13 protein-coding genes are annotated in these 14,766 nt (G+C 73.7%); 2 read left to right on the top strand and 11 right to left on the bottom strand.

Features of this window, described 5'->3' with window-relative positions; genetic code table 11:
* Positions 1-24 precede the first annotated feature (24 nt).
* The 6 genes from ACWIYF_RS04655 to ACWIYF_RS04630 form a co-directional block, all read right to left on the bottom strand.
* Entirely contained in the window at positions 25-1,305 is a 1,281-nt protein-coding gene (locus tag ACWIYF_RS04655; protein WP_448626946.1) for a thymidine phosphorylase, read from the bottom strand.
* On the bottom strand, positions 1,302-1,718 hold the full coding sequence (locus ACWIYF_RS04650) for a cytidine deaminase (RefSeq protein WP_448626945.1): 417 nt from the start codon (positions 1,716-1,718) through the stop codon (positions 1,302-1,304). Before ACWIYF_RS04650 ends, ACWIYF_RS04655 begins: the two co-directional genes overlap by 4 nt.
* Positions 1,718-3,001 (bottom strand): ABC transporter permease, encoded by a 1,284-nt coding sequence (locus ACWIYF_RS04645; RefSeq protein ID WP_448626944.1) that lies wholly within the window; start codon positions 2,999-3,001, stop codon positions 1,718-1,720. The genes ACWIYF_RS04650 and ACWIYF_RS04645 overlap by 1 nt, the downstream gene beginning before the upstream one ends.
* Complete coding sequence (locus tag ACWIYF_RS04640; RefSeq protein WP_448626943.1) at positions 2,998-4,164, bottom strand: ABC transporter permease; 1,167 nt, start codon at positions 4,162-4,164, stop codon at positions 2,998-3,000. Before ACWIYF_RS04640 ends, ACWIYF_RS04645 begins: the two co-directional genes overlap by 4 nt.
* The gene (locus ACWIYF_RS04635) at positions 4,161-5,732 is read right to left on the bottom strand and encodes an ABC transporter ATP-binding protein (protein WP_448626942.1); all 1,572 of its coding nucleotides are present in this window, start codon (positions 5,730-5,732) and stop codon (positions 4,161-4,163) included. The genes ACWIYF_RS04640 and ACWIYF_RS04635 overlap by 4 nt, the downstream gene beginning before the upstream one ends.
* A 202-nt stretch (positions 5,733-5,934) precedes the next feature.
* Positions 5,935-7,005 (bottom strand): BMP family lipoprotein, encoded by a 1,071-nt coding sequence (locus ACWIYF_RS04630; RefSeq protein WP_448626941.1) that lies wholly within the window; start codon positions 7,003-7,005, stop codon positions 5,935-5,937.
* A gap of 267 nt (positions 7,006-7,272) precedes the next feature.
* Here ACWIYF_RS04630 and ACWIYF_RS04625 point away from each other — a divergent pair, with 267 nt between their 5' ends.
* Positions 7,273-8,547: a D-alanyl-D-alanine carboxypeptidase family protein gene (locus ACWIYF_RS04625; RefSeq protein ID WP_448626940.1), complete on the top strand. Its 1,275-nt coding sequence runs from the start codon at positions 7,273-7,275 to the stop codon at positions 8,545-8,547.
* On the opposite strand, the gene ACWIYF_RS04620 is transcribed toward ACWIYF_RS04625, so the two are convergent.
* The 4 genes from ACWIYF_RS04620 to hisC all read right to left on the bottom strand — a co-directional run bounded on the left by ACWIYF_RS04620 (position 8,486) and on the right by hisC (position 12,254).
* Positions 8,486-9,433 carry a YihY/virulence factor BrkB family protein gene (locus ACWIYF_RS04620; RefSeq protein WP_448626939.1) on the bottom strand — a complete coding sequence of 316 codons (948 nt, stop codon included), beginning with the start codon at positions 9,431-9,433 and terminating at the stop codon, positions 8,486-8,488. The genes ACWIYF_RS04625 and ACWIYF_RS04620 overlap by 62 nt on opposite strands.
* Positions 9,434-9,478: 45 nt before the next feature.
* Complete coding sequence (locus tag ACWIYF_RS04615) at positions 9,479-10,048, bottom strand: 2'-5' RNA ligase family protein (protein ID WP_448626938.1); 570 nt, start codon at positions 10,046-10,048, stop codon at positions 9,479-9,481.
* Positions 10,045-11,070, bottom strand: coding sequence for a tryptophan--tRNA ligase (gene trpS / locus ACWIYF_RS04610; protein WP_448626937.1), 1,026 nt, complete (start codon positions 11,068-11,070; stop codon positions 10,045-10,047). Before trpS ends, ACWIYF_RS04615 begins: the two co-directional genes overlap by 4 nt.
* Positions 11,071-11,141: 71 nt before the next feature.
* Positions 11,142-12,254 (bottom strand): histidinol-phosphate transaminase, encoded by a 1,113-nt coding sequence (gene hisC, locus ACWIYF_RS04605; RefSeq protein WP_448626936.1) that lies wholly within the window; start codon positions 12,252-12,254, stop codon positions 11,142-11,144.
* Between the two features lie 27 nt (positions 12,255-12,281).
* On the opposite strand from hisC, the gene galE reads away from it, so the two are divergent.
* The gene (galE, locus tag ACWIYF_RS04600) at positions 12,282-13,235 is read left to right on the top strand and encodes a UDP-glucose 4-epimerase GalE (RefSeq protein WP_448626935.1); all 954 of its coding nucleotides are present in this window, start codon (positions 12,282-12,284) and stop codon (positions 13,233-13,235) included.
* Here galE and ACWIYF_RS04595 read toward each other — a convergent pair.
* Positions 13,232-14,563, bottom strand: a complete 1,332-nt coding sequence (locus tag ACWIYF_RS04595; RefSeq protein ID WP_448626934.1) for a hemolysin family protein — start codon at positions 14,561-14,563, stop codon at positions 13,232-13,234. The genes galE and ACWIYF_RS04595 overlap by 4 nt on opposite strands.
* Positions 14,564-14,766: the final 203 nt, after the last annotated feature.

Genomic DNA, 14,766 nt, shown 5'->3' with positions numbered 1-14,766 from the left:
GTTACGCGCGCCGATCCCCTCCGGTCAGGCGGTGATGCGGTCGATGAGCAGGGGCAGGACGGCGTCGTCGGTGTCGACGCCGATCGCGCCCTCCAGCGCCTCGAGCGCGCGGTCGATGCGGGCCGGGTCGTCGGTGTGCAGCTCCAGCAGCGGCTGGCCGGCGCTCACCCGCTCGCCCACGGCCGCCGTCCAGGTCACACCCGCCGCCGCCGACACCGGGTCCTCCTTGCGGGCCCGGCCGGCGCCCAGCCGCCACGCGGCCACGCCGACGGCGTAGGCGTCCAGCCGGGTCAGGGTGCCGGTGGCCGGGGCGGGGACGACGTGCTTCTCCGCCGGCTGCGGCAGCGGGGCGTCGGGGTCGCCGCCCTGCGCGCGGATCATCCGCCGCCAGACGTCCATCGCCCGCCCGTCGCGCAGCGCGTCCGCGGGGTCGACGTCGGAGCGTCCGGCACCGGCCAGCATCTCCCGGGCCAGGGCCAGGGTCAGCTCGACGACGTCCGCCGGGCCGCCGCCGGCCAGCACCTCGACCGACTCGGCCACCTCGACGGCGTTGCCGGCGGCGCGGCCCAGCGGCCGGTCCATCGCCGTCACGAGGGCGACCGTGCGGACCCCGGCTGCCTCTCCGAGGCCGACCATCGTGCGGGCCAGCTCGCGGGAGAGGTCCGGCTCCTTCATGAAGGCGCCCGAGCCGGTCTTCACGTCGAGCACCAGCGCGTCGGCGCCCTCGGCGATCTTCTTGCTCATGATCGAGCTGGCGATCAGCGGGATCGACTCGACCGTGCCGGTCACGTCGCGCAGCGCGTAGAGCTTCTTGTCCGCCGGCGCGAGGTCGTTGCCGGCCGCGCAGATGACCGCGCCCACCTCGCGCAGCTGCGCCAGGTAGGCCTCCTCGTGCACGTCGGCCCGCCAGCCGGGGATCGCCTCGAGCTTGTCCAGGGTGCCGCCGGTGTGCCCGAGGCCGCGGCCGGACAGCTGCGGCACGGCCACCCCGCAGGCGGCCACCAGCGGCGCCAGGGGCAGGGTGATCTTGTCGCCGACCCCGCCGGTGGAGTGCTTGTCCGCGGTCGGCCGGCCCAGCGGCGAGAGGTCCTTGCGCTCGCCGGAGTCGATCATCGCCTGCGTCCAGACGGCGAGCTCGTCCGGCGCCATCCCGCGGAAGAAGACCGCCATGAGCAGGGCGCTCATCTGCTCGTCGGGGACGGCGCCGCGCGTGTAGGCGTCGATCACCCAGCGGATCTGCTCCGGTGAGAGCGCGGCGCCGTCCCGCTTGGCCCGGATGACGTCGATGGCGTCGAACGTGCTCATCGGGGCTCGATCACCCCGGCCGCGACCAGGTCGTCGGGACCGAACGCGTCGGGCAGCACCTCGCGCATCGGCACGATGCCGAGCGACACCGTCTCGATGAGCATGTCGGCGCCGCCGTGCTCCCACAGCAGCTGTCGGCAGCGCCCGCACGGCATCAGCGGCTGCCCGTCGCCACCCACGCAGGCGACGGCGACCAGCCGGCCGCCACCGGTGCGGGCCAGGTCGCTGACCATGCCGCACTCGGCGCACAGGCCCAGCCCGTACGAGGCGTTCTCCACGTTGCAGCCGGTGACGATCCGGCCGTCGTCGACCAGCCCGGCCACGCCCACGGGGAACTTGGAGTACGGCGCGTAGGCGTGCGTCATCGCCTCGCGGGCCGCGCTGCGGAGCTCGTCCCAGTTGGGTGACACCACTAGTGCTCTCCTCGTCGGTAGACCACGCCGTCGGCCTTGGGCATGCGCAGCCGTTGGGACGCCAGCGACAGCACCAGCAGCGTCGTGACGTGCGGCGTGAAGAAGACGATCCCCGGCGGGAACTGGTCGATGAGCAGGAAGCCGACCAGCCCGGCGACGGCGAAGACGCCCGCGAGCACCGCCTGCAGGATCCGCCCGCGCATGGCCTGCCAGATCGCCACGCCCACGAGCACGAGGGCCGCCAGCAGCAGCAGGGCCACGACGGCCGACCGGCTGCGCAGCTGCAGCGCGTCGGAGAAGCCGAACAGGCCGGCGCCGGCCGCCAGGCCTCCGGGCCGCCAGTTGCCGAAGATCAGCGCGGCCAGTCCGATGAACCCGCGCCCGCCGGTCTGCCCCTCCCGGTAGATGTTCGCGATGAACACCAGGAAGACCCCGCCCAGCCCGGCCAGCGCGCCGGAGATGACCACGGCGATGTACTTGAGCCGGTAGACGGGGACGCCGAGGCTGTCGGCGGCGGCCGGGTTCTCCCCGCACGAGCGCAGGCGCAGCCCGAACGACGTCCGCCACAGGATCAGGTAGGACACCGGGATCAGCAGCACCGCGATGAGCGTCAGCACGCCGACGCCGCTGGTCAGCCCGCGGATCAGCCCGGCGAGGTCGCTGATCAGGAACCAGCCGCGCTCCTCCAGCGACCCGAGCAGGTCCGGGCCGGAGGACAGCAGCGGCAGGGAGAAGGACGGCGGCCGGCCGGACAACGGCGGCGACTGCGCGGCGCCACCGCCGGCCGGGTTGTCGACGTAGAGCAGCTCGGAGAGGAACCGCACGATGCCCGCGGCGAGGATGTTGATCGCCACGCCGGAGACCACGTGGTCCACGCCGAAGGTCACGGTGGCCAGCGCGTGCAGCAGCCCGCCGACCGCGCCGAAGACCACTCCGCCGAGCAGCGCCGCCCCCCAGCCCCACTGGTAGCCGGCCCAGCCGGCCCCCCAGGTGCCGAGGATCATCATGCCCTCGAGGCCGATGTTGACCACGCCCGCGCGCTCGGAGAACAGCCCGCCGAGCGCGGCCAGCCCGATGGGCACGGCCAGCAGCAGCGCCGCCGAGAACGTCGAGGACGACGTCAGCGCCCGCTCGCCGGAGATGGCGCGGACCACGGAGAACAGCAGCAGCAGCGCGGCCAGCAGCAGGAGCAGCCGCCGGCCGCGGCCGCCGCCGGACAGCAGGTCGGTCAGCGGCCCGCGGCGGGTCCCGGGGGCCGGCGGTGTGGTCACGACGGCGCTCACGCCTGCGCCCCCTCTCGCTCGTCGGTGCGGTCGCCGCCGGAGGGCCCGCCCACGGGCGCCGGCGCGGCGGCCGAGGCACCTCCGCGCTCCGCGGAGCGCAGCGCCAGCCGGCGGGCGATCTCGTTCGCGATGACCACGGCGAGCACGATCGTGCCCTGGATGATCGTGACCACCGACGACGGGATGTCGGCGAACTGCAGCGGCAGGGCCGCGCGGTCGAGGAAGGCGAACAGCAGCGCCGCCAGCACGATGCCGACCGGGGTGTTGCGCCCGAGCAGCGCCACCGCGATGCCGAGGAAGCCCAGCCCGCCGCTGAACTGGGTGCCGAACTCGTGCTGGTCGCCGAGCAGGTCGGGCAGGCCGATCAGGCCGGCGACCGCGCCCGAGAGCAGCATCGTCTTGACCACCATGCCGCGGGCGCTCACCCCGCTGGCCGTCGCCGCCGACGGCGACAGGCCGGTGGCGCGCAGGTCGAAGCCGAACCGGGTGCGGTTGATCAGCACGGCGACGAGCACGCCGACGACGACCGCCACGAGCAGGAAGCCGTACAGCTCGGTGCGCGGCTCGGCGAGGCCCAGGCCGGTGAGCAGGCCGTTGAGGCCCGGGAACCAGCCGGACTCGGGGATGGGCCGGGTCGTCACGATGGAGGCGCCCTCCGCGCTGCCGCGCAGCGGCCCCGTCAGCAGGTAGGACGCCAGCCCGAGGGCGACGAAGTTCAGCATGATCGAGCTGATGACCTCGCTCACCCCGCGGGTGACCTTGAGGACGGCGACGATGCCCGCCCACAGGGCGCCGACCACCACCGCCACGACGACGATCAGCGCGACGTGCAGGGGTGCGGGCAGCGCCACGGCCGCGCCGACCGCCGCCGCCAGGATCGTCGCGAGCCGGTACTGGCCCTCGACCCCGATGTTGAACAGGCCCATCCGGAACGCGATGGACACCGCGAGACCCGCGAGGAACAGCGGGACCGCCCGGTTGAGGATCACCACGATCGACTGCGTCTGCTGCGAGGGCGTGTCGCCGAGGTCGAGCATGACCTGGAACGCCGTGAGCGGGGACTCGCCGATCAGGGCGATCACGATGCTCGAGATGACCAGGGCGGCGGCGATCGCCAGCACCGGGCCCAGCAGCGCCAGGCCGATACGCCGGAGAACGGTCACGCCGCACCTGCCGTGGTGACCGCGCCGGTCATGTACCCGCCGAGCTGCTCGGGGGTGACGCTGGCCGGGTCGAGGGTGGCCACCAGCCGGCCGCGGAGCATGACCTGCAGCGTGTCGGACAGGCCGATCAGCTCGTCGAGGTCGGCGGAGATCAGCAGGATGCCCATGCCGCCGGCGCGGGCGTCCTTGAGCAGCTCCCAGATCGCCGCCTGGGCGCCCACGTCGACGCCGCGGGTGGGGTGCGCGGCGACGAGCAGCCGCGGCGTAGAGCTCATCTCCCGCCCGATGATCAGCTTCTGCTGGTTGCCGCCGGAGAGCGCAACCGCCATCGTGTCCGGCCCCGGGGCCCGGACGTCGTACTCACGCATGATCCGCTCGGTGTCGGCCCGAGACGCGCGGCGGTCGATGAAGAAGCCCTTGACCGCGGGCGGGCGGGTCTGGTGGCCGAGGATCCGGTTCTCCCAGAGCGGGGCGTCGAGCAGCATGCCCTGGCGGTGCCGGTCCTCGGGGATGAAGCCCAGCCCGGCCTCGCGGCGGGCGCGGGTGCTCCAGTCGGTGATGTCCTCGTCGCCGAGGAGCACCGACCCGGCGGCCAGCGGGCGCAGCCCCATGATCGCGTCCACCAGCTCGGCCTGCCCGTTGCCCTCGACGCCGGCGATCCCGACCACCTCGCCCTCGCGGACGGTCAGGCTCACGTCGTCGATGAGCGCCCGCCCGTCGACGCTGTGCACGGTGATGTCGCGCAGCTGCAGGACGGGGGTGTCGCGCACGGTGGAGGTGCGGGTCTCCGGGGAGGGCAGCTCGGTGCCGACCATCATCTCGGCCAGCTGCCGGGTGGTCGTCGTCCGCGGGTCGGCCTCGCCGACCGTCGTCCCGCGCCGGATGACGGTGATCGCGTCGGCGACCTTGCGGACCTCGTCGAGCTTGTGCGAGATGAAGATGACCGTCAGGCCCTCCCGCTTGAGCTCGGCGAGGTTGCCGAACAGCTGGTCGACCTCCTGCGGCACCAGGACGGCGGTGGGCTCGTCGAGGATCAGCGTCCGGGCGCCGCGGTAGAGCACCTTGGCGATCTCGACCCGCTGGCGGTCGCCGACGCCGAGGTCCTCGACCAGCACCTCGGGCCGCAGACCGAGGTCGTAGCGGTCGGAGATCTCCGCGATGCGCCGGCGTGCCTCGGCCCGGTCGAGCCGGCCGCCGCGGGTGGGCTCGCTGCCCAGGACGATGTTCTCGAGGACGGTGAAGTTGTCGGCCAGCATGAAGTGCTGGTGCACCATGCCGATCCCGGCGGCGATGGCGTCGGCCGGGCTGCGGAAGTGCACCTCGCGCCCGTCGAGGAGGATGGTGCCCTCGTCGGGGCGGTGCATGCCGTAGAGGGTCTTCATCAGCGTCGACTTGCCGGCGCCGTTCTCCCCGACGATCGCGTGCACCTCGCCGCGGCGGACCCGCAGCTCGATGTCCCGGTTGGCCACCACGCCGGGGAAGCGCTTGGTGATGCCCCGCAGCTCCACTGCGTACGGGACGCCGTCCGGCCCGGTCCCCCCACCGGCCTGGGCGTCTGTCGTGGCCATCGGCCCTCTCCCTCGTTCTCGCCGGCCGCGGTGTGCGGCGTCGGCGTCCACTCTGCTGCACCGGCGTCCCGGGATCGAGCCTGCCCACCCCGGTCCGCCGCCCCCGGAACAGGCTGCGCAGACCCGACGGCGGGCCCGGGAGCTCGCGCCCCCGGACCCGCCGTCGGGTGTGGTCAGCGGGCGCGGGCCCGCCGGACCGTCGTCACGGAGTCGTCGGAACCGTGATGGTGCCGTCGATGATCTGCTGCTTGTAGTCGTCGATCTGGGTCTGGATGTCGTCGATGAAGCCACCGCTGGTGGCCAGGTCGATGCCCTCGGTGGACAGGTCGTTGACGATGTCGGTGCCGCCCTCGACGTTGCCCTCGGCGAAGTCGCTGATGAACGCCTGGACGGCGTTGTCGACCCGCTTGAGCATCGAGGTCATGATCACCGCCTGCTGGGCGGGGTCGTCGACGGTGTTGTACTGGTCGGAGTCGACACCGATCGCTCGGCCGTTGTTGGCGACGGCGGCGTCGAAGACGCCCGTCCCGGAGCCACCGGCCGCGTGGTAGACGATGTCGGCGCCGCTCTGGTACATCGCCGAGGCCAGGAGGTTGGCCCGCGCGGGGTCGTTGAACCCGGAGAAGTCACCGGCCGGCGAGATGTACTCGCTGTCGATGACGATGTCCGGCTTGACCGCCCGGGCGCCGGCCTCGTAGCCCGCCTGGAACTTCTGGATCAGGGTGGTCTCGACACCGCCGACGAAGCCGATGTGGTTCGTCGTGGTCTTCAGCGCCGCGGCGACACCGGCCAGGAAGGAGCCCTGCTCCTCCGCGAAGAGCAGGCCGGTGACGTTGTCGCCCTTGCTGCTGCCGTCGGGCAGGGTGTTCGAGCCGTCGACCTGCGCGAACGTGGTGTCCGGGAAGTCGGCCGCGACGTCGGCGATGACCTCGTCGTAGGCGAAGCCGACGGCGATCACCGGGTTGTAGCCCTGCTCGGCGAGCTGCGCGAGCAGCTCGGCCCGGTCGGAGCCGTCCTCGTTCGGCGTGACCTCGGTGAAGTCGCCGCCGAGGTCGTCGATGGCGGCCTGGACGCCGGCGTAGGCCGAGTCGTTGAACGAACGGTCGCCGCGGCCGATGGCGTCGTAGGCGAGGCCGATCTTCAGGTCACCACTGCTGGCACCGCCGTCGCCGCCGCTGCCGCCGCTGGTGTCCTCGTCGCTGGCACAGGCCGCGAGGGCCATGCTGCCGGCCAGCAGCAGCGCCGCGGCCTTCATCATCCGCGCTCGGCGCAAGACGATCTCCTCTCTGGGAGGGCGCGGCCCCCGCCGTCCGGCGGGGGCCGCGCCCCGGAACATCGGGGTCCGCGCCACCGCACGCCCGGCCCGCGGCCGGCCGCGGAGGCGGCACGTCGGGGGCGACGCTAGCCTCGCCCGGCGCCGCCCCGGAGCCCCGGACGAGGACCGAGACCCGATCGTTAAGCGGTCCCACGGTCGGCCGCCGACCTGCGACGCAGCCGTTCAGGAACCGCGCGTCGGGACGCCGGGGCTAGCGTGCGAGCCGTGCCCAGTCCAGGCCCGGCCGCCCGACCCCTGCCGGTGGCGATGCGGCTGATCGCCGTCTTGGCCGTCCTGGCGGCGCTGGTGGTCACGGGAACGCCGGGCGCCGCCGCCGCGCCCTCGACGTCCCCCGCGCGCCCGACCGTCGACCTCGCGGCGCCCACGCCCACCGCGCCACCGGCCGGCCCGCCGCCGCAGGGCAGCGCCCCCGACGGCAGCACGGTGGGCGGCGAGGAGCTCGACACCCGCGGGCTCGTGGTCGCCGACGGCACCCCGCCGCTGCCCGACGGCATCGGCGCGGCCGGCTGGCTGGTGGCCGACGCCGGCTCCGGTGAGGTGCTCGCGGCGCGGGATCCGCACGGCCGCTACTACCCGGCGAGCACGCTGAAGACGCTGACGCTGCTCACCCTCGCGCCGGTGCTGCCGCCGGACCTCGTGGTCGACGGGACGACGGAGGACGAGAACATCGAGGGCAGCCGGGTGGGCATCGTCCAGGGCGGCCGCTACCCGGTGTCGCTGCTGTTCCGGGCGATGATGATGCAGTCGGGCAACGACGCGGCGAACGCGCTGGCCCGGGCCGCGGGGGGCGTGCCGGAGACCGTGGCGGCGATGAACGAGATGGCGGAGCGGATCGGCGCCTACGACACGGTCGCGGGGACGCCGTCCGGGCTGGACGTGGCGGGACAGTCGTCGTCCCCGTACGACCTGGCGCTGATCTTCCGGCAGCTCGTCGCCGACCCGACGACGGCGGAGATCCTGCTGACCCCGCTCGCGGACATGCCGCCGGTGGCCGGCCGTCCCGGCTTCCAGATCCAGAGCCAGAACCCGCTGCTGACCAGCTACCCGGGCAGCCTGGGCGGGAAGAGCGGGTTCACCGACGCCGCCCGGCACACCTTCGTCGCCGCGGCCGAGCGCGGCGGGCGGCGGATCGTGGTCAGCGTCATGCAGACCGAGCGCCGGCCGGTGCACGAGGCCGAGCAGGCTGCCCGGCTGCTGGACTGGGGGTTCAGCGTCCCGGCCGGCACGGAGGGCGTCGGCCGGCTGGTGGAGCCCGGCGAGGTCCCGGCCACGGCCACGGCGACGGCGACCCCGGTCCCGCCGACCGTGCCCGCCGGGCCGACCGTGGCCGCGCCCGCGGCGGCGTCGTCCTCGGTCTCGCTGGGCTGGGTCGCGGCCGGTGCCGCGGTGCTGCTCGTCGCCTCGCTCGGCCTGACGGTCACCCTGCGTCGGCGTGCGCGGCCTCGACGGCGGGCAGCGACGCCGTCCACGCGGCGGTGAAGAACGCGTACCGGGCCACCACGTTGATCCAGACGAGGATGCCGACGGCGCCGCCGAAGGCCGACGCGGTGACGCTGGTGCCGATCAGCGACAGGTAGAAGCCGCCGATCACCTTGAGCACCTCGAAGCCGAGCGCGCCGAACAGCGCCCCGGGCAGCAACAGGCGCAGCGGGTGCGACACCGACGGGACCACCCGGAGCAGCCACAGGAAGACGACGGTGTCGCCCGCGATCGCCAGCGCCAGGCCGAGGAACCAGGTGAGCAGGCCGTAGCCGGGGGCGTCGTCGAGGCCGAGGAATTCGAGCACCGCGCCGGTGGCCTGGGTGACCCCGCCGGTCAGGCCCAGGCTGAGCGCGCCGGCGGCGCCGAGGGCGAGCAGGGCCAGCAGGTCCTGCAGGTTGTCGCGGAGGAACTCGGGCTCGTCGACCGAGCCCTTCCAGATGTTCTCCATGCCGATCCGCAGCTTGTCCATCGTGCGCAGGCCGGCGTACAGGAAGCCGATCAGGCCGATGACGCCGACGACGCCCGCGGCGTCGATCGCGTCGGTGACCTGGTCGACCAGCCACTCCCCCGTGGAGCCGGGCACGGCCTCGCGGATCGCGTCGAACAGCTGCTGCTGCAGCAGCTGGTCACCGGAGAGGACCAGCCCGACGACCGAGGCGACCAGCAGCAGGACCGGGAACAGGCCGAGGAAGGCGTAGTAGGTGACGCCGGCGGCCATGATCTCGCCCTGCCGGCGCTGGTAGCGGCCGCCGGCGCGGGCCAGGTGATCGAGCCAGGGCCAGCGCCGCCGCAGCCTGGTGACGGTCCGGTCGAGCGCCGCCGGGACGGCCGCCACCCGCCGGCCCAGTGTCCGCGGCGCGCGGTCGGGCGGGGCGGTGGTCACCCGGCCGAGTCTGGGGCCTCCCCCGCGGCCGCGCGCCCCGGGGGTTCAGCGCGGCGGGCCGGTGAGGGGGTACTCGCGGGCGATCGCCCACGCTCCGTCGGCGGTCTGCTCGAACTCGGTGAAGTGCTGCACCCGGAACTCGGCGGAGACGTCGGAGAGGCCGGAGTAGGCCAGCTCGAGCATGTCGGGCGGCACGTCGTGGGCGACGGTGACGTGCGGGTGGTACGGGAAGGACAGGGAGCGGGCCAGCGGGCCGCTGCGGACGTCGTTGGCCAGCAGCTCGCAGTTGCCGATCCCGCGGGCCACCGCGACGAAGACGACGTCGGACACGGGGCTGAACGTGCCGGTGCCCGACAGGTGCATGTCGAACGGCGGGTGGGCCCGGGCGACCGCGGCGAGGTGCGCGCTGATGGACAGCCGCTCCCCGGCCGGCACCTCGGTCGGCGGCAGCAGCGTGACGTGCGGGGGCACCAGGCTGGCCTGCGGGTCACCGACCTTGGCCCGCCAGTCGACGAACAGCTGTGCCCACGGCTCCGGGATGGGGACGACGACCCCGAGCACGGTGGTCTGCGGGGCGGGCTTGCGGCTGCGCGGGACGAAGGTGTCGTCGTTCACGGGCGGCTCTCCGGCGCGGGGGGCAGGAAGCCGACCCGCTCGTAGGCCGCCGCGACGGTCGGCGCGGCGACCTCCCGGGCCCGGGCGGCGCCGGCGACCAGGACCCGCTCGAGCTCGGCGGGATCGTCGAGCAGCTCCTGCGTGCGCGCGCGGATCGGCTCCAGCGCCCCCGTGACCACCTCCGCGACCTCCTTCTTGAGATCGCCGTAGCCGCGGCCCTCGAACTGCACCTCGAGCTCGGCGACGCTGCGCCCGGACAGCGCGCTGTGGATCGTCAGCAGGTTGCTGACGCCGGCCTTGGCCTCGGGGTCGAAGACGACCTCGCGGCCGGTGTCGGTGACCGCGGACCGGATCTTCTTCGCGGTGACCGCGGCGTCGTCGAGCAGGAACACGCAGCCGGCCGGCGGCAGGCTCTTGCTCATCTTCTTGTCCGGCGCCTGCAGGTCGACGATCTTCGCCGCGCCCTCGGGGATGCGCGGCTGCGGCAGCGTGAACGTCTGCCCGAAGCGGCTGTTGAACCGGGTCGCGAGGTCGCGGGTCAGCTCCAGGTGCTGCCGCTGGTCCTCGCCGACCGGCACCTCGTCGGCCTGGTACACGAGGATGTCGGCGGCCTGCAGCACCGGATAGGTGAACAGCCCGACCGAGGCCGCCCCGGTGCCCTCCCGCTGGCTCTTGTCCTTGAACTGCGTCATCCGGCTGGCCTCGCCGAACCCGGTGAGGCACTCGAGGACCCACGACAACCGCACGTGCTCCGGCACGTGGCTCTGGACGAACAGCACGGAGCGGTCGGGGTCGACCCCGAGCGCGAGCAGCTGGGCGGCGGAGACGAGGGTGTTGCGGCGCAGCTCCGCCGGGTCCTGCGGCAGCGTGATCGCGTGCAGGTCGACGACGCAGTAGAACGCCTCGGTCGTGTCCTGCAGGCTCACCCACTGGCGCAGCGCACCCAGGTAGTTGCCGAGGTGGAAGGAACCCGCCGTCGGCTGGATGCCGGAGAGGACACGGGGAAGAGGCACGGAGGCCATCAAACCAGCCGCTCCGCGGCCGGCTGCCCCGACTCCCCCGTTTCGGGGCGTCGACCGGCCACGCCGAGGCCTCAGGCCACGCGTGCGCCCGCGCGCACCTCGTCGAGGGCCGCGAGGAAGACGTCGTCCTCCTCGGGCGTGCCGACCGTGACGCGGATGCCGTCCTCGCCGTACGGGCGGGTGATCACCGCTCGGCCCTCCAGGGCCGCGGCGAGCTCGGCGGTGCGCTCCCCCACCGGCAGCCAGACGAAGTTGGCCTGGCTGTCGGGGACGTCGAAGCCGCGCTCGCGCAGCGCGGCGGTGAGCCGGTCGCGCTCGGCGACGACGGCGGCGCAGCGGCGGCGGACCTCGTCCTGGCAGCCCAGCGCCGCCACCCCGGCGGCCTGGGCGGGGATGGAGACGCTGAACGGCACGTGCGTCTTGCGCAGGGCCGCCGCGACGGCGGAGTCCTCCGCGATCACGTAGCCGACCCGCAGCCCGGCCAGCGAGTAGGCCTTGGAGAAGGTCCGCAGCACCGCCACGTTGGGCCGGCCGCGCATGAGTTCCAGGCCGTCGGGGACGTCGGGGTCGGTGACGAACTCGCGGTAGGCCTCGTCGAGGACGACGAGGGTCTCCCCGGGCACCGCGTCGAGGAACCGCTCCAGCTCCGCCCGGCGGACCGCCGTCCCCGTGGGGTTGTTCGGGTTGCAGACCCAGACCAGCCGGGTGGTGTCGTCGAGCGCCGCGGCGAGCGCCTCGAGGTCGTGGGTGTCGGCCGGGCCGCCGGGCCGGCCGGCCTTGAGCGGCACGGGGATGCTGCGCGCGCCGACGACCTGGGCCATGAGCGGGTACATCTCGAACGACCGCCAGGCGAAGGCCATGCTCGTGCCGGGGTCGTTGAACGACTGCGCCAGCTGCTGGCAGAGCGACACCCCGCCGCAGCCGGCGACGACCTGCGCCGGGTCGACGCCGTAGTGCTCGGCGAGCGCCTGGGTCAGGACGAGCGCGCCGTTGTCGGGGTAGCGGTTGGTCTCGGCCATGGCAGCGGCCACCGCCTCGAGGACGGCCGGAAGCGGCGGGAAGGGGGTCTCGTTGCTGGCCAGCTTGACCGCGCGCTCGACCCCGATCTCCCGGGCGACGTCGGCGGGGTTGCGTCCCGGCTTGTAGGCAGGCAGCGCCTGCACGGCGGGGCGTGCGGAGACCACGGCGGCGTTCCTCCCTAGGGTTGCCCCATGCGCGTACTCGTCGCCGGCGGAGCCGGCTACATCGGCAGCGTAGTCACGGCAGCACTGCTGGCCGGCGGCCACGAGGTGACCGTCCTCGACGACCTCTCGACCGGGCACGCCGACGCCGTCCCGTCCGGGGCGCGGTTCGTCGAGGCCACGCTGCACGACTCGGCGCCCGTGCTCGCCGAGGTCCGGCCCGAGGCTGTGCTGCACTTCGCGGCGAAGAGCCTCGTCGGGGCCTCGCAGCAGGCGCCCGAGGAGTACTGGCACGTCAACGTCGGCGGATCGCTGGCGCTGCTCGAGGCGATGCGCGCCGCCGGCTGCCGCCGGATCGTCTTCTCCTCCACCGCGGCGACCTACGGGGAGCCGGAGCAGGTGCCGATCCGGGAGGACGCGCCGACGCGACCGACCAACACCTACGGGGCGACGAAGCTCGCCGTCGACGCCATGCTCACGTCGTACGCGGTGGCGCACGGGTTCGCCGCGGTGAGCCTGCGCTACTTCAACGTGGCCGGCGCCGCCTACGGACTCGGCGAGCGGCACGCCACCGAGACCCACCTCATCCCGATCGCGCTGCAGGTCGCGGCCGGGCAGCGGCAGCACCTGACCATCTACGGCGAGGACTACCCGACCCCCGACGGCACCTGCATCCGCGACTACATCCACGTCGCCGACCTCGCCGACGCGCACCTGCTCGCGCTGCCCGCGCCGGCCGAGGGCGAGCACCGGATCTACAACCTCGGCAACGGCACCGGCTTCTCGGTGCAGGAGGTGATCGACGCCGTCCGCCGGGTCACCGGGCACCCCGTGCCGGTCGAGGTCGGCGCCCGGCGGTCCGGTGACCCGGCCCAGCTGGTCGCGTCGAGCGAGCGGATCCGCGCCGACCTGGGCTGGACGCCGCAGCACGCGGACCTGACCGGGATCGTCCGCGACGCCTGGGACGTCGCGCGGGCGCGTTAACCCGCCGCGGCGCCGCTCTCCACCTCGGCGCCGTCCCCGCTGCCGGTCGCCGGGCGGCTGACCGCGAGCCGGGCGATCCGCCGTCCGTCGAGCTCCAGGACGGTGAGCGTGCGGCCCTCGACCTCGACGCTGTCGCCGACCTGGGGCAGCCGGCCGAGCTCGGCGAGCACGTAGCCGGCGACCGTCTCGTACGGGCCCTCGGGCAGCGCCAGCCCGGTGGCCTCCGTGAAGTCGTCGAGGTTGAGCAGCCCGTCGACCTCCCGCGGACCGTCGGCGCGGCCGTCGTCCTCCGGCGTGACCTCCTCGTCGTACTCGTCGTAGATCTCCCCGATCACCTCCTCGATCAGGTCCTCGAGGGTGACGATCCCGTCGGTGCCGCCGTACTCGTCGACGACGATGGCCAGGTGCTGGTTCTCCCGGCGCATCTCGGAGAGGGCGGTGAGGACGCCGGCCGTGCCGGGCAGCCGCTTGACCTCACGGGCCAGGTCGCCGACCGTCGCCGCCCGCCCGGCCGGGTGCGTCGGCAGGATCAGGTCGCGCACGTGCACGAAGCCGACGACGTCGTCCTGGTCCCGGCCCACCACGGGGTAGCGCGACCAGTTCGAGTCGACGACCAGCTTGGCCGCGCGGCTTGCCGTCATCGAGGACTCGAGGAACTCGACCTCGGTGCGTGGGGTCATGACCTCGCGGACCTCGCGGTCGCCGGCCCGGAAGACCTCGTCGATGAGCCGTCGCTCGTCGCTGCTGAGCGACTCGTGCGCGGCCACCAGGTCGCGCAGCTCCTCCTGGCTGATCGACTCGCCGCTCTGCTTCGGGTCACCGCCGAGCGCCCGGACCAGGAGGTCGGTGGACTTCGACAGCAGCCAGACGATCGGCCGGAACAGCTTGGCGATCGTGTTGAGCGGCGCGGCCACGACCAGCGAGAAGCCCTCGGCCCGCTGCAGGGCCAGCCGCTTCGGCGTCAGCTCGCCGACCACCAGGGACAGGTAGCTGATCGCGATCGTGACGAGGACCAGGCCGAGCGTGCCGGCGAGGCCGTCACTCACGCCGAGGCCGACCAGCCAGTCGGCGACCGGCCGCGACAGAGTGCTGGCGCCGAAGGCCGCGGAGAAGAAGCCGGCGACGGTCACGCCGACCTGGACGGCGGCGAGGAAGCGGTTCGGGTCGCTCAGGAGCCGCTGCACCGCGTGCCCGCGGCGCCCCCGTTCCGACAGGGAGCGGACCTGCGACTCCCGGAGCGAGACCAGGGCGATCTCCGCCCCGGAGAAGGCGCCGCCGATCAGGACGAAGACGACGACCATGATGATGTTGAGCCAGACGTCGCTCACCGGCGGCGTGCTCCTCGGGTTCAGGTGGTGCGGACCCCGTCCATGCTGCCCGCAGTCGGTGGCCCTGCCCACCAGGGGAGGCGATGACGCAACTCACCGGGGCGAGATGTGATTTGCCTCACCCCTGACTCCCCGTAATGCCTCCGATACGGCTAGTCTCGACAAAGTAACGATTCGTGATCTAGCACCTCGTGAGGATCTTC

The organism is Geodermatophilus sp. URMC 64, assembly GCF_053502555.1.
Note: the sequence above shows the minus strand (reverse complement) of the source record. Positions and strands in the feature narration are given on the sequence as shown.